Origin of the sequence: Leifsonia sp. NPDC077715 (genome assembly GCF_040686855.1) — a bacterium.
Taxonomy (GTDB): domain Bacteria; phylum Actinomycetota; class Actinomycetes; order Actinomycetales; family Microbacteriaceae; genus Leifsonia.
Genome location: NZ_JBFBOG010000003.1, coordinates 569,658 through 586,119 on the forward strand (window position 1 = coordinate 569,658; position 16,462 = coordinate 586,119).

Annotated in this window: 15 protein-coding genes; 9 read left to right on the forward strand and 6 right to left on the reverse strand. The window is 69.2% G+C overall.

Annotation, left to right across the window (positions count from 1 at the left end):
- Positions 1-10: 10 nt before the first annotated feature.
- Positions 11-1,126 (reverse strand): alanine dehydrogenase, encoded by a 1,116-nt coding sequence (gene ald, locus AB0P25_RS16560; RefSeq protein WP_363808816.1) that lies wholly within the window; start codon positions 1,124-1,126, stop codon positions 11-13.
- Between the two features lie 398 nt (positions 1,127-1,524).
- On the opposite strand from ald, the gene AB0P25_RS16565 reads away from it, so the two are divergent.
- From AB0P25_RS16565 to AB0P25_RS16580, 4 genes are read left to right on the forward strand one after another with little or no spacing between them, the layout of a single operon-like run.
- A complete protein-coding gene (locus tag AB0P25_RS16565) occupies positions 1,525-2,739 on the forward strand; it encodes a spermidine/putrescine ABC transporter substrate-binding protein (protein WP_363808817.1) in 1,215 nt (404 codons plus the stop codon).
- Positions 2,739-3,938 (forward strand): ABC transporter ATP-binding protein, encoded by a 1,200-nt coding sequence (locus AB0P25_RS16570; protein ID WP_363808818.1) that lies wholly within the window; start codon positions 2,739-2,741, stop codon positions 3,936-3,938. The genes AB0P25_RS16565 and AB0P25_RS16570 overlap by 1 nt, the downstream gene beginning before the upstream one ends.
- On the forward strand, positions 3,938-4,858 hold the full coding sequence (locus AB0P25_RS16575) for an ABC transporter permease (RefSeq protein WP_363808820.1): 921 nt from the start codon (positions 3,938-3,940) through the stop codon (positions 4,856-4,858). The genes AB0P25_RS16570 and AB0P25_RS16575 overlap by 1 nt, the downstream gene beginning before the upstream one ends.
- Positions 4,855-5,706, forward strand: coding sequence for an ABC transporter permease (locus AB0P25_RS16580; RefSeq protein ID WP_363808823.1), 852 nt, complete (start codon positions 4,855-4,857; stop codon positions 5,704-5,706). Before AB0P25_RS16575 ends, AB0P25_RS16580 begins: the two co-directional genes overlap by 4 nt.
- A gap of 76 nt (positions 5,707-5,782) precedes the next feature.
- Here AB0P25_RS16580 and AB0P25_RS16585 read toward each other — a convergent pair whose 3' ends face one another.
- Both AB0P25_RS16585 and gabT read right to left on the reverse strand, forming a co-directional pair.
- On the reverse strand, positions 5,783-6,787 hold the full coding sequence (locus AB0P25_RS16585) for an asparaginase (RefSeq protein WP_363808825.1): 1,005 nt from the start codon (positions 6,785-6,787) through the stop codon (positions 5,783-5,785).
- Positions 6,784-8,145, reverse strand: coding sequence for a 4-aminobutyrate--2-oxoglutarate transaminase (gene gabT / locus AB0P25_RS16590; RefSeq protein WP_363808826.1), 1,362 nt, complete (start codon positions 8,143-8,145; stop codon positions 6,784-6,786). Before gabT ends, AB0P25_RS16585 begins: the two co-directional genes overlap by 4 nt.
- A gap of 37 nt (positions 8,146-8,182) precedes the next feature.
- On the opposite strand from gabT, the gene AB0P25_RS16595 reads away from it, so the two are divergent.
- Together AB0P25_RS16595 and AB0P25_RS16600 are read left to right on the forward strand one after the other, a co-directional pair.
- Positions 8,183-8,656 carry an OsmC family protein gene (locus AB0P25_RS16595; RefSeq protein ID WP_363808828.1) on the forward strand — a complete coding sequence of 158 codons (474 nt, stop codon included), beginning with the start codon at positions 8,183-8,185 and terminating at the stop codon, positions 8,654-8,656.
- 364 nt (positions 8,657-9,020) lie between these two features.
- A complete protein-coding gene (locus AB0P25_RS16600) occupies positions 9,021-9,494 on the forward strand; it encodes a CGNR zinc finger domain-containing protein (protein WP_363808829.1) in 474 nt (157 codons plus the stop codon).
- Here the strand turns inward: AB0P25_RS16600 and AB0P25_RS16605 are convergent.
- From AB0P25_RS16605 to AB0P25_RS16615, 3 genes are read right to left on the reverse strand one after another with little or no spacing between them, the layout of a single operon-like run.
- Complete coding sequence (locus AB0P25_RS16605) at positions 9,491-10,249, reverse strand: lysophospholipid acyltransferase family protein (protein WP_363808831.1); 759 nt, start codon at positions 10,247-10,249, stop codon at positions 9,491-9,493. The two genes, AB0P25_RS16600 and AB0P25_RS16605, sit on opposite strands and share 4 nt — an antisense overlap.
- Before the next feature lie 49 nt (positions 10,250-10,298).
- Positions 10,299-11,153 carry a hypothetical protein gene (locus tag AB0P25_RS16610; protein WP_363808834.1) on the reverse strand — a complete coding sequence of 285 codons (855 nt, stop codon included), beginning with the start codon at positions 11,151-11,153 and terminating at the stop codon, positions 10,299-10,301.
- Positions 11,154-11,160: 7 nt separating this feature from the next.
- Entirely contained in the window at positions 11,161-12,147 is a 987-nt protein-coding gene (locus AB0P25_RS16615; protein ID WP_363808835.1) for an FKBP-type peptidyl-prolyl cis-trans isomerase, read from the reverse strand.
- A 75-nt stretch (positions 12,148-12,222) separates the two neighbouring features.
- Between AB0P25_RS16615 and AB0P25_RS16620 the strand changes: the two genes are divergently transcribed.
- The 3 genes from AB0P25_RS16620 (at position 12,223) to AB0P25_RS16630 (ending at position 16,377) form a co-directional block, all read left to right on the forward strand.
- Positions 12,223-13,569 (forward strand): aminotransferase class III-fold pyridoxal phosphate-dependent enzyme, encoded by a 1,347-nt coding sequence (locus AB0P25_RS16620; protein WP_363808837.1) that lies wholly within the window; start codon positions 12,223-12,225, stop codon positions 13,567-13,569.
- Positions 13,570-13,892: 323 nt separating this feature from the next.
- A complete protein-coding gene (locus AB0P25_RS16625; RefSeq protein WP_363808839.1) occupies positions 13,893-14,975 on the forward strand; it encodes a 1-deoxy-D-xylulose-5-phosphate reductoisomerase in 1,083 nt (360 codons plus the stop codon).
- A gap of 79 nt (positions 14,976-15,054) precedes the next feature.
- Positions 15,055-16,377 carry a site-2 protease family protein gene (locus AB0P25_RS16630; protein ID WP_363809332.1) on the forward strand — a complete coding sequence of 441 codons (1,323 nt, stop codon included), beginning with the start codon at positions 15,055-15,057 and terminating at the stop codon, positions 16,375-16,377.
- Positions 16,378-16,462 lie beyond the last annotated feature (85 nt).

Genomic DNA, 16,462 nt, shown 5'->3' on the forward strand with positions numbered 1-16,462 from the left:
CGTGGGCCGGCTAGGCGAGGGCGGACTCGACGGAGGTCGCCTCGATGCCGTGGGCGGAGGCGACGCCCTCGTTGGTGACCCGGCCCGCGTGGACGTTGAGGCCGAGCGCCAGGCTCGCGTCGGCGCGAAGCGCCTCCTGCCAGCCGCGGTTCGCGATCGCACGCGCGTACGGGAGGGTCGCGTTCGTCAGCGCGTACGTGGAGGTGTGGGGGACCGCACCGGGCATGTTGGCGACGCAGTAGAACACCGACTGGTGCACCGTGAACGTCGGGTCGGCGTGCGTGGTCGGGTGCGAGTCCTCGAAGCATCCGCCCTGGTCGACCGCGATGTCGACGAGCACGCTGCCGGCCTTCATCCGGGACACCATCTCGTTGGTCACGAGCTTCGGCGCCTTCGCCCCGGGCACCAGCACCGAGCCGATCACGAGGTCGGACGCGACGACCGCCTTGTCGATCTCGAAGCTGTTGGACGCGATGGTCTTGATGCGGCCCGCGTACAGGGCGTCGAGCTCGCGGAGGCGCTGGATGTTCGTGTCGAGCACGGTGACCTCCGCGCCGAGTCCGACGGCGACCGAGATGGCGTTCGTGCCCGCAACGCCACCGCCGAGAACGGTCACGACCGCGGGGTGGGTGCCGGGAACGCCGGGGACGAGCAGCCCCGGTCCGCCGTTCGGCTTCAGCATCGTGTTCGCGCCCACGATCGGCGCGAGCCGACCGGCGACTTCGCTCATCGGGGCCAGCAGCGGGAGCGCACGCGTCGGCAGCTGCACCGTCTCGTACGCGATCGCCGTCACCTCGCTGGCGACCAGCGCTCGGGTCAGCGCCTCGTCGGCCGCGAGGTGCAAGTAGGTGAACAGCACCAGACCGGGGCGGAAGTAGCCGTACTCGCTCTCGATCGGCTCCTTCACCTTCAGGATGAGGTCGCCGGCCGCCCAGGTCGCCGCCGCGTCGGGCAGGATGGTCGCCCCGGCGCCCGCGTACAGGTCGTCGGGGATGGAGGAGCCGACGCCCGCGCCCGTCTCGACGAACACCTCGTGGCCCGCGCCGACCAGATCGTGCACGCCGGCCGGCGTGATCGCCACCCGGAACTCGTTGTTCTTGATCTCGCGGGGGATCGCGACCTTCATGGGGCTCCTTCGACACTCGACATGGGGTTCGCTCTCACCATAGCGAGGTTCACGGAGGATTTCGACGTATTTTTCGAGCCAAGCGTGCTGATTTCGCGCCAACAGGCAGTGTGAGCAGACGTTTTCCGCAGCGGGCGCCGTGGAGAGAGCGGTTCGTCCAACGGCCGCCGCTCCCTGTCGTGAGCGGGTGGACCGGCCCGTCTGCGGTTTCCCGGGCGTTTCGACCGATCCAGCACGGATTTCGTAAAGATTGTGTTTCCAAATGGAGGATCAGAGCACTTTCTGATGCGGATCGCGACGGTTGTATGTCAGGATCGGTCCACCGCGACGGCACGAGGGCGTGCCGCCGAAGCGCCGTCGCCCGTGGTCCGTGTTCGATCCCCCCAAGGAGCACCGCAGTGAAACCGAGCAACCTCCCGCAAGACCCGATGATCCGCCAGCTCGTCCAGTCGGCGCGCGCCTCCCAGCTCACGCGCCGCGGACTCCTCGCCGGTGCGGGAGCCGGCGCCGCCGCCCTCGCGCTGGCCGCCTGCTCCACCGGGGGAGCATCCTCCAAGCCCACCGCGGCGAAGGACCAGTCCGCCACCGACAAGACGCTCACCTGGGCGAACTGGCAGGCCTACCTCGATCAGGACGACGCGGGCAAGTACCCGACTCTCGAGGCGTTCGAGAAGCAGAGCGGGATCAAGGTCAAGTACGACGTCGCCGTCGACGACAACAACACCTACTACGCCAAGGTCAAGGACCAGCTCGCGCTGGGCAAGGACATCGGCGCCGACACCGTCTGTCTCACGGACTGGATGATCGCCCGGTGGATCCGCCTCGGCTACGTGCAGCCGTTCGACGAGGCGAAGATCCCGAACAAGAAGAACCTCGTCTCGAACCTGAAGGACGTGGACTTCGACCCGGGTCGCAAGAAGTCCCTCCCGTGGCAGAGCGGCTTCGCCGGCATCTGCTGGAACAAAGAAAAGCTGCCGAACGGCCTCAAGTCGATCGACGACCTCTGGAAGTCGGACCTCAAAGGCAAGGTCGGCGTGCTCAGCGAGATGCGCGACACCATGGGCCTCCTGCTCCTGCAGCAGGGCGTCGACATCTCGAAGAACTTCAGCGACGACGACTTCAACAAGGCCATCGACAAGCTGACGAAGGAGGTGAACGACGGTCAGATCCGCAACATCAAGGGCAACTCCTACCTCAACGACCTCAAGTCCGGCGACACCCTCGCCGCGATCTGCTGGTCGGGTGACATCACCCAGCTCAACGCCGAGGCCGGCGACAACTGGCAGTTCGCCATCCCGGAGGCCGGCGGCACCCTGTGGAGCGACAACTTCGTCATCCCGATCGGCTCGACCCGCAAGGCGAACGCCGAGAAGCTGATCGACTACTACTACCAGCCCGAGGTCGCCGCCGAGGTGGCCGCGTGGGTCAACTACATCACGCCGGTGCAGGGGGCGAAGGAGGCGGCGACCAAGATCGACCCGTCGCTCGCCGACAACCAGCTCATCTTCCCCGACGAGGAGACGCTGTCCAAGGTCAAGGTCTTCCGCACGCTCAGCCCTGCGGAGGAGCAGAAGTACCAGGCCGCGTTCCAGAAGGTGATCCTGGGGGCCTGATGGCGAAGGGAGTATTCGCCGAGTCCGGCGCGGACCTGCGCCTGGACGGCATCAAGAAGCGTTTCCCCGGGTTCACCGCCATCGAGCACCTTGACCTCACCATCCCGGCCGGGTCGTTCTTCGCCCTGCTCGGCCCGAGCGGATGCGGCAAGACGACGACGCTCCGCCTCGTCGCAGGCCTCGAGGAGCCGACCGAGGGCCACATCGTCATCGGCGGTCAGGATGTGACGCGCACCAAGCCGTTCCAGCGTCCGGTCAACACGGTGTTCCAGAGCTACGCGCTGTTCCCGCACATGACGATCCTCGAGAACGTCGCGTTCGGACTGCGCCGCCGCAAGATCGGCGACCCGATCGCGAAGGCGCACGAGGCGCTGCGGCTCGTGGAGCTCGACCACCTGGCGGCGCGCCGGCCCGCCCAGCTGTCGGGCGGCCAGCAGCAGCGCGTCGCGCTCGCCCGCGCCGTGGTGAACCGCCCCGCGCTTCTCCTGCTCGACGAACCGCTCGGCGCGCTGGATCTCAAGCTGCGCCGGCAGATGCAGCTGGAGCTCAAGAGCATCCAGACCGAAGTCGGCCTGACCTTCGTGCACGTCACGCACGATCAGGAGGAGGCCATGACCATGGCCGACACCGTCGCGGTGATGAACAAGGGGCGGATCGAGCAGATGGGCTCGCCCGAGATCCTGTACGAGCTGCCGTCGACGGTGTTCGTCGCGAACTTCCTCGGCCAGTCGAACCTGTTCGCCGGTCCGGTGAAGGATGCAGGAGCCGAAACGCTCGGCGTCGACGTCGGGGGAGAGCGCATCCAGGTGCCCCGCGCGCGGGCGCAGCGGACGAGCGGCTACGTCACCGTCGGCGTCCGCCCGGAGAAGCTGACCCTGCACGCCGACCCCGCCGGGATCCCGTCGGGCGCGAACCGGCTCGGGCCGGGACGCGTGACCGACGTGTCGTTCAGCGGCGTCAGCACGCAGTACCTCGTGGACGTGCCGGGGATCGGCACCGTGGTGGTGTTCGCGCAGAACACGACCAGCGGACCCGTCGCCGGGCTCGGCGCCGAGGTCTGGGTGGCCTGGGACCCGGCGCACACGTTCGTCCTCGCCGACGAGCCGCCGGCGGACGGCCGCTTCGTCGACGACGCCGACACGCAGGCGCTGGCGGCGCAGGCCCGGGAGCGGATGCTGACGGAGCTGGAGGAGGCCTGATGGCCCTCGCCGCGTTCACGGGCGCGCCGCCGACGCAGGATCAGGAGCCCGCAGTCCGCCGCAAGAGCGGCATCGCGCTCGTCCTGCTGCTTCCCGGCGTGCTCTACCTCGTCCTGTTCTTCCTCACGCCGCTCATCTCGCTGATCATCACGTCGTTCCAGGCGCCGGTGGTCGACGGCGACATCGGGCAGTACCAGACGGCGTTCCAGTGGCAGAACTACGTGGACTCGTTCTCGGAGTACTGGCCGCAGATCCTGCGCTCGTTCGTCTACGCGCTCATCGCGACCGCGGCGGCGCTGGTGATCAGCTACCCGCTGGCGTACTTCATCGGCGTGAAGATGCGCGGCCGGCCGGTCGCGCAGAACCTGCTGATGACCCTGGTGATCGCGCCGTTCTTCATCAGCTTCCTGCTCCGGACGCTGGCCTGGAAGGCGATCCTCAGCGACGACGGCTGGATCGCCAGCTCGTTGAAGGCGATCTCGGTGCTGCCGCCCGACGCCCACATCACCGGTACGCCGTTCTCGGTCATCTTCGGTCTGACCTACAACTTCATCCCGTTCATGTGCCTCCCGCTCTACTCGACATTGGAGCGGCTGGACACGCGTCTGCTGGAGGCGGGACAGGATCTGTACGCAAGCCCGTGGACGACGTTCCGCAAGGTGACCATCCCGCTGTCGATGCCCGGCATCGTCTCGGGGACCCTGCTGACCTTCATCCCCGCGGCCGGCGACTACATCAATGCCTCGCAAGACTTCCTGGGGGCGGCCGACACTTCCATGATGGGAAACGTCATCGAGAGCAACTTCCTGGTGCTGCAGAACTATCCGACCGCAGCGTCGATGTCCGTCATCCTGATGGCCGTCATCCTCGTCATCGTCGGGTTCTACGTGCGACGGAGCGGGACGGAGGAGCTGCTGTGACCGAGATGACCACGATCACCGACACCACCACGCCGCCGAGCGCAGCGCGCGGGCGGCGGCGCTTCAAGGGCTTCGGACTCGGCGTCTACGCGTTCCTGGCGCTCGCCTTCCTCCTCATCCCGATCGTCTACACGTTCGTGTTCTCGTTCAACGACGCGATCAAGAACAACATCGCCTGGCGCGGCTTCACGCTGCGCAACTGGACGAACGTCTGCGACGCCGCCGGGATCTGCGACGCCTTCATGGCGAGCATCATCATCGGCGTCATCTCGACGGTCATCGCGACGGCGCTCGGCACCATGATCGCGATCGCGCTGATGCGCTATCGCTTCCGTTTCCGGTCGCAGACCAGCCTGCTGCTGTTCCTGCCGATGGCGAGCCCGGAGGTCGTGCTCGGTGCGGGTCTCGCCGCCCAGTTCCTGAGCCTCGGCGTGAACAAGGGCTTCCTGACGATCATCATCGCCCACGTGATGTTCTGCATCAGCTTCGTGGTGGTGACGGTGAAGGCGCGCGTCGCGTCGCTCGACCCGGCGCTGGAGGAGGCGGGACGCGACCTGTACGGCTCGCCGAACGCGGTCTTCTGGCGCATCACCTTCCCGCTGCTGCTCCCGGGCATCCTGTCGGCGGCGCTGCTGTCGTTCTCGCTCAGCTTCGACGACTTCATCATCACGAACTTCAACGCCGGTGCGGTGACCACGTTCCCGATGTACATCTACATCGCGGCGTCGCGCGGCATCCCGGCCCAGGCGAACGTGATCGCGAGCGCGGTCTTCATCCTGACCCTGCTCGTGGTGCTGATCTCGCAGCTGACCGCCGCGGCCCGGGCCAAGCGCCTCGCCCGCCAGTAGTCCCACCGTCGAGTACACAAAGAGTGCACGTTTTCAGCGCGAAAACGTGCACTCTTTGTGTACTCGGTAGAGGGCGTCAGGCGTAGGAGGCGCGGATCTCGCCGACGGGCTCTCCGCGGCCGAGGACGGCCAGGTCGAGGAGCGGGGCCACGCGGTCGACGTCCTCGTGGGTGAGGGCCCCGGTGTCGGCCAGCAGTCGCAGGGCGACGATGGAGGCGGCGCGCAGGCTGCCGTCCAGGATCTTCAGCGTGACGGTGGTGCCGTCGGGCGCGGCCATGACCATGACGCCCTCGGCGCCGCCCTTCGCGAAGACGCCGAGCTCGTCGATGACGACCGTGTTCGCGCGGCCGGGTCCGTCGATCGCCCAGCCGTCCGCGAGGACCGCGTTCTTCAGCAGCGCCGCGTTGCGGAACAGCGCGAACGGCGACCCGTCCGAGGCCGTGGCGATGCGCTGGATGCCACGGGCGAGCGCGACGAGCGACATCGCGTGGACCGGCGCGCCGCATCCGTCGACGCCGGTCGCGACGACCTTCTCGCCGGTCAGCCGCTCGATCGTGTCGCGGATGTGCTGCTGCACGGGATGCGTCGGGTCGAGGTAGCTCTCGGTCGGCCAGCCGTTGACGCGGCAGGCGAGCAGCATCGCGGCGTGCTTGCCGGAGCAGTTCATGTAGACCGGGTGCTTGTGCTCGCCCGCACGCACGAGCTCGTCACGGGACGGGCCGTCGAGGGGCCAGTCCGGCGGGCAGCGGAGCGCATCCTCCGCGAGCTGGCCCTGCGCGAGCAGCTTGCGCACGACGGACAGGTGCGCCGGCGTGCCCGCGTGGCTGGCGGTCGCCAGCGCGGCGCTCGCACCCTCCAGCGGGACTCCGGCTCCCATGACCGCCACGGCCTGGAACGGCTTCATGCTCGACCGCGGGAACACCGGGCGCTCGGGGGCGCCGAGCGTCCGGACGATCGCGCCGTCCGGCCCCAGCACCACGGCTGAGCCGGCGTGGCGCGACTCCACGAAGCCGCTGCGCTCGACGACCGCCAGCTCGACGGCCTCGTCGACCGAGAAGACCTCTGCCGCCACCGCGCTCACAGCCCGGCGATGGCGTCGTCGATGACCGACACCGCGTCGGCGATGAGCTCGTCGGACACCGCGAGGCTCGGCAGGAAGCGCAGGACGTTGCCCCACGTTCCCGCGTTGAGGAACAGGATGCCCTGCTGTGCCGCCGCCGCGACGATCGCATTGACCGCCTCCGGGTTCGGCTCCTTCGTGGTCTGCGCGGTTCCGGGCTTGACGAGCTCGACGGCGATCATCGCACCGACGCCGCGGACGTCGCCGATGATGTCGTACTTCTGCTGCAGCTTCTCGAGTGCGGGCTTGAGCGCCTTCTCGATGCGCTGCCCTTCGGCGAGCAGATCGTTGCGCTCGATGGTCTCGAACACCGCGATCGCGGCGGCCGCTGCGACCGGGTTGCCGCCGAACGTGCCGCCGAGGCCGCCCGGCTGAGCGGAGTCCATGATCTCGGCGCGGCCGGTGACGGCGGCGAGCGGCAGACCGCCCGCGATGCCCTTGGCGCTCAGCACGAGGTCGGGGACGACGCCGAAGTGCTCGCTTGCGTAGAACGCGCCGGTGCGCGCCATCCCGGACTGGATCTCGTCTGCGATGAAGACGACGCCGTTGGCGGTGCACCACTCCTGGAGCGCCGCGAGGTAGCCCTCGGCCGGGACGATGAAGCCGCCCTCGCCCTGGATCGGCTCGGCGACGAGGCAGGCGAGGTCGGACGCGCCGACGACCTTCTCGAGGTAGGCGATGGTGCGCGCGGCCGCCTCGGCGCCCGTGAGCCCGTCGCGGTACGGGTAGGAGTTGGGCGCGTGGTAGACGTCGCCGGCGAACGGGCCGAAGCCCGTGGCGTACGGCATGGCCTTGTAGTTCATGGCCATCGTGAGGTTGGTGCGGCCGTGGTAAGCGTGGTCGAGCACGGCGACGGCGCGACGTCCGGTGAACTTGCGGGCGATCTTCACGCCGTTCTCGACGGCCTCGGCGCCGGAGTTGACCAGCACGGTCTTCTTGGCGTGGTCGCCGGGGGTGTGCTCGGCGAGGAGTTCGGCGACGCGGACGTACTCCTCGTACGGGGTGATCGTGAACAGCGTGTGGATGACGTCCTGCAGCTGCCCGGCCGCGGCCTCCACGACTGCCGTCTCGGTGTGGCCGACCGTGGTCACGCCGATGCCGGCGCCGAAGTCGACGAACTGGTTGCCGTCCACATCCACGAGGATCGCGCCGTTCGCCTTCGCGATGTACACCGGCAGGGCGGACGACACGCCGGTCGGCACGACCGCGAGGCGGCGCTGGTGCAGCTCCTGCGACTTCGGGCCGGGGACGGCGGTGACGATGCGGCGCTCTTGTGGAACGGAGAAGACGGGCGCGGGGGTGCTCACGGTGTCAGTCATGGTGAATCGAGTCTACCGGCGGTGCGAGAATCGGACCATGAAGCTGGAGCACGGGTACGCGATCGATCTGCAGTGGACGGGCAACCGGGGGACGGGCACCAGCGGATACAAGGACTACGGGCGCGACCACGTCGTGTCCGCCGCGGGCAAGCACTCCATCGAGGGGTCGGCCGACCGCGTGTTCTTCGGCGACCGCGACCGGTGGAACCCGGAGGAGCTGCTGCTGGCGGCCCTCTCGCAGTGCCACATGCTCAGCTACCTCGCCGAGGCGGCGCGCGCTGGTGTCGTCGTCGTGGGCTACACGGATGCGGCGACCGGCACCATGGAGCAGACCGGCAACGGCGGCGGCCACTTCACCGAGGCGACCCTGCGCCCCCGGGTGACGATCGCCGACCCGGCCCAGGCCGAGCTGGCCGCGTCCCTGCACGCTCCCGCGTCGGAGAAGTGCTTCATCGCCGCGAGCGTCAACTTCCCCGTTCACCACGCCCCCGAACTCCTCACCCTCGCGTAGCCCTCCGCCCCAGCATCGAGTCCGCGAAGAGTGCACGCTCGTACGGCGTGTCGCGTGCACTCTGTGCGGACTCGATGGAGGGGCGGGAGGGTCAGACGCAACCGAGGCGCGGGGCGCGGGGATCTGCGGGGGCTCGGCGGCGGCCCAGCGCTGGATGGCGGCACGCCAGCGGTCGTCGCGCGTGAGCGGCGGATGCTGCTCGGTGCCGGAGTCGCGCTGCGCCCGGAGCAGCGCCTCCTCGCGCTGGCGCTCGGTCAGGTCGTTCACGGAGACGGACCAGAAGAACAGCGGATGCATGATAACCACCTATCAGCGTTGAGTAGTTACACCGTACCGTAACCCGCTATTGAGTTACAATGGTTACATGCGTACGAATGCGACCCCCGAGCTCGGTGCAGACCTGCTCGTGTCGTTCCTCAACACCCTCGACGTCGAAGACGACGTCGACCAGCTTGCCGACGACGCCAGCGCCGCCCGGTGGGCCGCCGAGAACGGCCTGGAGCCGGGGGATCGCGCAGAGGCCCAGCGGGTTCGCGACGCGCTCCGCGCGATCGTCGACGGCGAAGAGGCGCCCCTGCCGTCCCTCGCCCTGCCGGTCGCCCCGCAGCCCGGATCCGTCGCACTGACCGCCCGCACCGCCGCAGAGGCGGCCGTGGCAAGCGCCGTCGTCCTCGGCATCCAGGGCAAGCTCGGCCGCGTGAAGCTCTGCGGGGGAGAGGACTGCCGCTGGGCGTTCTACGACGCCTCCCGCAACGGCTCCCGCCAGTGGTGCAGCATGGAGGTCTGCGGCAACCGGCAGAAGGCGCGCACCTACCGCGCCAAGGAGAAGGACGCCTAGAAGCGCTCGGGCCGCAGCGCTCGCTTCACCCTCTCCACGGTGCTCGCGGGTGGCGCCTCGTTGTAGACGCCGGCGAGCTCCTGACCGGTGAGGGAGTGGATGGCCGCCATGATCGCGTCCGTCGCCTGACGGCGTGCGCGGCCCGACTCGGCGGGCCCGAAGTGCGACAGGTCCAGCGGCTCGCCGAAACGCACGGTGATCCGGTGCGGCTTCGGGAACTTGGCGCCGACCGGTTGCATCTCGTCGGTGCCGATCAGCCCGACCGGAACGACGACCGCGCCTGTGGTGAGGGCGAGCCAGCCGATCCCGGTCCGGCCCTTGTAGAGGCGGCCGTCGAGCGAGCGGGTGCCCTCGGGGTAGAGCGCGAACGCGGCGCCGGTGTCGATGATCCGGCGCGACTGGTCCAGCGCCTCCTGAGCGGCAGCCCCCGCGCCGCGCTTGACGCCGACCGCGCCGATCGCGGTGAAGAAGGCGCGCGAGATGCGCCCCTTCAGACCCGTGCCCTCGAAGTAGCTGGACTTCGCCAGGAACTGGACGCGCCGAGGCGCCGTCATCGGGATGACGACCGAGTCGATGAACGACAGATGGTTGCTGGCGAGGATGACCTTGCCGTGCTTCGGGACGTTCCGCTTGCCGATCACGTGCGGCCGATAGACGAGCTTGAGCAGCGGGGCCATCAGGATGCGACCGGCGTAGTACGTCGCGCCGGGCTTCTGTACCTCGGCGACACCCTCGTCGGTCTGGTCGCTGCTCATCCTTACGAGATTATGCGCGCGCGTATGCCGTGAGCGGTATGCGAACCGGTCACGGCTTCAGCGGCGTGCCCATCCGGCAGCCGAAGCCGTCCGTGTAGACCAGGCAGCCGTCGACGAAGCCGGTGTACCGCAGCGCCAGCGGAGACCCGAACCACGAGGCGTAGAGGCGCGAGAAGTTCAGGTTGCCGTACGCCGAGCACGCGCCTCCCTGCCCCTTCTTCGCTTTCAGCGTCTCGTCGTTCGGCTGGTACGGCGTGTAGTTGTAGAGGTTCGCGGTGGCCTGGTTCAGGATCGTCACCTCAGCCGACCCGCACGCCGGATCCGGGTGGTACTGGATGCGGTTCTCGCCCACCTTGTAGCGCCAGTCGCCGGGATGGACGGTGTACTCCCGGAATTGCCACGCGGCCCGGTACACCTGGTTGAAGAACCCGAAGTAGCGTGTGTCGCACGCCGCCGTGTCCGGGCAGGCGTATCCGGTCGCCTTCTGGTAGCCGGACGCGCTCGGCGCGGTGAGGAGCGACTGCTCCTTCTGCAGCAGGACGAGCAGCACGCGCGGGCTGACGGTGCAGGCCTTGGCGACCCGCGCGATGATGCTGCTGGCAGCCTCCTTCTTCCGTGCGGGCATGGCCGCGCAGCGCTCCGCCGATGCGGGCTGGGCGGGGGAGTTCATCCGGAAGTCGGCGAGGCAGGGGACGCCGTCCTTCGGATGGCAGGACCGGTCCTCCAGGAAGTCCTGGATCTGCCCAGCCGTCATCGCATCCGGGTTGTAGAAGCTGTCGTCGCTGATGATGTAGCCCGGGTAGAACGGAGCGGGCGACTCCGCGAGCGCGGCGGCGGGCACCAGGGCGAGGCCCGCCGCGACGGCGGACGCCGCGGCGATCAGGCGCAGGCGGGGGAGCCGCACGGGCTGCCTAGCGGGACGTCTTCAGGATGTCGATCACGAACACCATCGTGTCCGTGGCCTTGATCTCGCCCGAGCCGGCCGAGCCGTAGCCGTCGACGGGCGGGACGATCGCGATGACCTGCGAGCCGACCTTCTGGCCCTCGAGCGCCTTCTTGAAGCCGGGGACGACGCCCGTGGTCTGGAACGACGCAGGAGTTCCGCGGCTCCACGACGAGTCGAACATCTCGCCGTTGCGCCACAGGACGCCCTTGTACTGGACGGTCACGGTGTCGCCGGGCTGCACGGTCTCGCCGTCGCCCTCCTTGAGAAGCGCGATCTTCGTCTCCGTCGGCGGGTCGGCCTTCGGGATGGTGATGCTCGGCTCGCCGGTCTTGGCGTTGAGCTTGACGGTCGGGAAGCCGGCGGTCGGCGCGACGTCCTTGCCGTCCGCGCGCGTCGGCGGGATGTCGACCACATCGGCGACGAAGACGACGCTGTCCTTCTCGGTGAGGCTCAGCTGGGAGAGGTCCTGGTTGCCGAAGGCGTCCTTCGCCGGAGCCGTCAGCACGACGCGCGACCCGATCGTCAGGCACTCGACCGCGCGCACGAGGCCCGGCACGTACGCCTTGTCGTCCAGCTGGACGGTCGCGGCGGCCTGGCCGTCGAAGCCCTGGGCGGCGGTCAGCTCCTTGCCGGTGGTGCCGTTGTAGGCGGCGAGCGCGATGTCGACCGTCGAGCCCTCCTTCGCCTCCTCGCCGTCGCCCTTGGTGATCACAGTGCGCTCCACGCCGGTCGCCTTGAGCGGCGTCTCGAACGTGACCTTGGGGGTCTTCTGGTAGTCGCCGCTGACCTTCACCGAATCGGAGGTCGAGCCCGACTTCACGTTCTGGCAGGCGGCGGCGCCCGGCGTCGCGCTGGAGGAGGGCTCGGACGAGCTGCTGCTGCACGCCGCGAGACCGGCGACGAGGAGGGCCGCGGTCGCGGAGGCGGTCAGGGCCTTGAGAGAGGTACGCACGGTCGTCCATCCTGCCCTATCCGCCTCCGCCGAAGCTGACAAGAGGTCATGGGTGCGCTGGACGCGCCGCCTACGATGGAAGGCATGACCCGCGAATTCTCCGTGCCCCAGTCCCGCCATCTCGTCACAGAACTGCCCGGCCCGCGCTCCGTCGAGCTGCAGCAGCGGCGGGTGGCGTCGGTGAGCCGTGGCGCGGGGACGCTCGCGAACATCTACATGGAGTCGGGCTCCGGCGCGATCCTGGTGGACGTGGACGGCAACCGCCTGATCGACCTCGGTTGCGGCATCGGCGTGACGACCATCGGCCATGCGCATCCCGCCGTCGCCGCGGCCGCCGCGGAGCAGGCGTCCAAGCTGACGCACACGCTGTTCACGGTCACCCCCTACGAGAACTATGTCGCGGTCGCCGAGAAGCTGCAGCAGATCACCCCGGGCGACGTCGAGAAGCACAGCATCCTGGTGAACTCGGGCGCCGAGGCGGTCGAGAACGCGGTCAAGATCGCCCGCAAGTACACGGGCCGCCGCGCCATCGCGACGCTCGACCACGCCTTCCACGGCCGCACGAACCTGACCATGGCGATGACCTACCGCCCCTGGCCGGAGCGCGCGGGAATGGGGCCGTTCCCGGGCGAGATCTACAGCCTCCCGATCAGCTACCCGTTCCGGGACCCGGAGGGGATGACCGGCGAGGAGGCAGCGGAGCGCACCATCGACTACATCCGCACGCACATCGGCGCGACGGAGCTCGCCGCGCTGTTCGTGGAGCCCATCCAGGGCGACGGCGGCATCATCATCCCGGCGCCGGGTTACTTCGCGCGGCTGGCGGAGTTCTGCGCCGAGAACGGCATCGTGTTCGTCGCCGACGAGATCCAGGCCGGCATCGGCCGCACCGGCATGTGGTACTCCATCGAGCACCACGGCGTCGTGCCCGACCTCATCACCAGCGCCAAGGGCATCGCCGGCGGCTTCCCGCTCGCGGCGGTGACGGGCCGCGCCGAGATCATGGACGCGGTCCAGCCCGGCGGCATCGGCGGCACCTTCGGCGGCAACCCGGTCTCGACGGCCGCTGCGCTCGCCACCCTGCAGGCGATCGAGGACGAAGACCTCCTCGGCGAGGCGCGCCGCGTCGAGCAGGCCCTGTGGGCGCGGATCGGCGACTGGGCGGAGCGGTTCCCCGTCGTCGGCGAGGTGCGCGGCAAGGGCGCGATGTTCGGCGTCGAGCTGGTGAAGCCGGGCACGAAGACCCCCAACCCGGAGGCCCTGCAGGCCGTGCTCGCCCACGCGACCCGCAACGGCGTCATCCCGCTGGACGCGGGCAGCTGGGACAGCGTCCTGCGCCTGCTGCCGACGGTCGTCATCAGCGAAGAGTTGATCGACGACGCAGCCACCGTGCTCGAGGAGGCCCTGGGCCGCCTCGGCTGACTCCGGTCTTGGGCTGATCCGGTCCTGGGCTGATCCGGTCCTGGGCTGACTCCGCTCCTGGGCTGACGCGCCACCTTACTCGCCACATCCGAAACGGAGGAGTCCGGGATCGCCGTCGGCCCCGGACTCCTCTTTTTCGCGTCGTGGCACGGCGTGTCGACGGGAATCTCCTCCGTTTCTCGCACCGCCATTTCGTGGTACCCACGGTGTGAAATGGAGGACTTCCGGCGCGACACGCCGGTGGATGTCGCAAAAGGGAGGATGGGCGGGCCCCGGCCGGCTGCGGCGTCCTCCGTTCCGAACGCACTGCGTACGATGGCAGCGTGCGCAGAGTCATCATCCTCGGGTCCACCGGTTCGATCGGCACCCAGGCGCTCGACGTCGTCGCGGCGAACCCGGACCGGTTCCGCGTCGTCGGACTGAGCGCCGGCCACAACGCCGCCGAACTCGCCGCGCAGGCGGAGCGCTTCGGGGTGGTGGACACCGCCCTCGGGGCCGACGACTCCGAGCTGCTGGTGCGTTCGGTCGAGGCGGATGTGGTGCTCAACGGCATCACCGGCTCGGTCGGACTCGGGCCGACGCTCGCCGCGCTGGAGGTCGGCGCCATGCTGGCGCTCGCCAACAAGGAGTCGCTGATCGTCGGCGGCGGGCTGGTGAAGCGGGCCGCAGCGCCCGGGCAGATCGTCCCGGTCGACTCCGAGCACTCCGCCATCGCGCAGGCGCTGCGCTCGGGCTCCCGCGACGAGGTGCGACGGCTGGTGCTGACCGCATCGGGTGGCCCCTTCCGCGGCCGGTCGCGGGAGTCGCTGCGCGACGTGACGCCGCAGCAAGCGCTCGCGCATCCCACCTGGGACATGGGGCTCGTGGTCACCACCAACTCCTCGACGCTGGTCAACAAGGGTCTCGAGGTCATCGAGGCGCACCTGCTGTTCGACGTGCCCTACGACCGGATCGACGTCACCGTGCATCCGCAGTCCGTCATCCACTCCATGGTGGAGTTCGTGGATGGGTCGACGATCGCGCAGGCCTCGCCGCCGGACATGCGCCTCCCGATCTCGCTCGGCCTCGGCTGGCCCGACCGCGTCCCGGACGTCGGCGCGCCGCTCGACTGGACCACCGCGCACACCTGGACGTTCGAACCGCTCGACGACGACGCCTTCCCGGCGGTCGCGCTGGCGAAACGGGTCGGCATGGCCGCCGGGACGTATCCGGCCGTCTTCAACGCCGCGAACGAGCAGGCCGTGTCCGCGTTCCACGCCGGCGCGATCGGGTACCTCGACATCCTGGGCACGGTCGAGCGGGTCGTGGACGCGCATGTGCCCGCGGGCGAGCTGACCCGGGAGTCGCTGGCCGAGTCGGAGCGCTGGGCTCGGGCGAAGGCCGACGCACTGATCGCCGGACGCTGACAGCGGCCGCATAGCCCGCACCGAGCCGCTTCGCGGCCTCCTCCAAGGCGCCCACCGCTACCCTGAAGCCGTGGAATCCGTGCTCCTGTTCGTGCTGGGCGTCGTCATCATCCTGATCGGCGTCGCCCTGTCGATCGCGCTGCATGAAGTCGGGCACCTGGTTCCCGCGAAGCTATTCGGCGTCAAGGTCACGCAGTACATGATCGGGTTCGGCAAGACGCTGTTCTCGTTCAAGAGGGGCGAGACCGAGTACGGCGTGAAGGCCATCCCGCTCGGCGGCTACATCTCGATGATCGGGATGTTCCCGCCCGGCAAGGACGGCGGCCGGGGTCGGAATGCCACCACCGGGTTCATGCAGCAGATGGTGCAGGACGCGCGCACGGCGAGCTCGGAGACCGTCGCGGTCGGCGAGGAGGAGCGCACCTTCTACCGCCTGCCGGTGTGGAAGCGCATCGTCATCATGTTCGGCGGCCCGTTCATGAACCTCGTGATCGGGGTCGTGCTGTTCGGCGTGCTGCTCATGGGATTCGGAGCGCCGCAGAGCTCGACCACCGTCGCGACGGTGAGCCAGTGCGTGCTGCCCGCAGGCAGCACCTCGCAGACGTGCCCGTCGGACGCGACCCAGGGACCTGCGGCCGCCGCAGGCCTCAAGCCCGGCGACACCATCGTCAGCATCGACGGGCAGAAGATCAGCAGCTGGGACCAGTCCACGGCGATCATCCGGAAGTCGGCCGGGCAGTCCCTCACCGTCGTTCTCAGCCGTGACGGCGAGCAGCGGACGGTGCAGCTCACCCCCGTGGTCAACAAGGTCGCGAAGACGGACGCGAACGGCGCCGTGGTCAAGAACGCCGCGGGCGGCATCGAGACGCTGACCGTCGGATTCGTCGGCATCGGTCCGGTGACCAAACTCGTTCCCCAGCCTCCGACGGCGGTGCTCCCGGCGGTCGGCGCCCAGACCGCCGCGGTGGCCAACGTCTTCGTGCACCTCCCGCAGCGGATGGTCGACGTGTGGAACGCGGCCTTCGGCTCCGCCGAGCGCGACCCGAACGGCCCGATCAGCGTCGTCGGCATCGGCCGCGCCGCCGGTGAGCTCACGGCGCTCGACGGCGTCCCGGTCGTGGACAAGGTCTACACGATGATCGGAATGCTCGCCTCGCTGAACATCGCGCTGTTCGTGTTCAACCTCGTCCCGCTGCTCCCACTCGACGGCGGTCACATCGCGGGGGCGCTGTGGGAGGGCTTCCGGCGCACGATAGCCAGGATCTTCCGCCGCCGCGACCCGGGTCCCGTGGACATGGCCAAGCTCATGCCGCTCACCTTCGCCGTGGTCATCGTGCTCGGCGGGATGAGCGTCCTGCTGATGTACGCGGACATCGTCAAGCCGGTCAACCTGTTCGGCTGACCGCCTTCCGGCCGCTTTCGGCCGCCATCCAGCCCGCTCCCACTCCGCTGCGTAGGATGGGGACGTGGCAGCAATCAATCTGGGG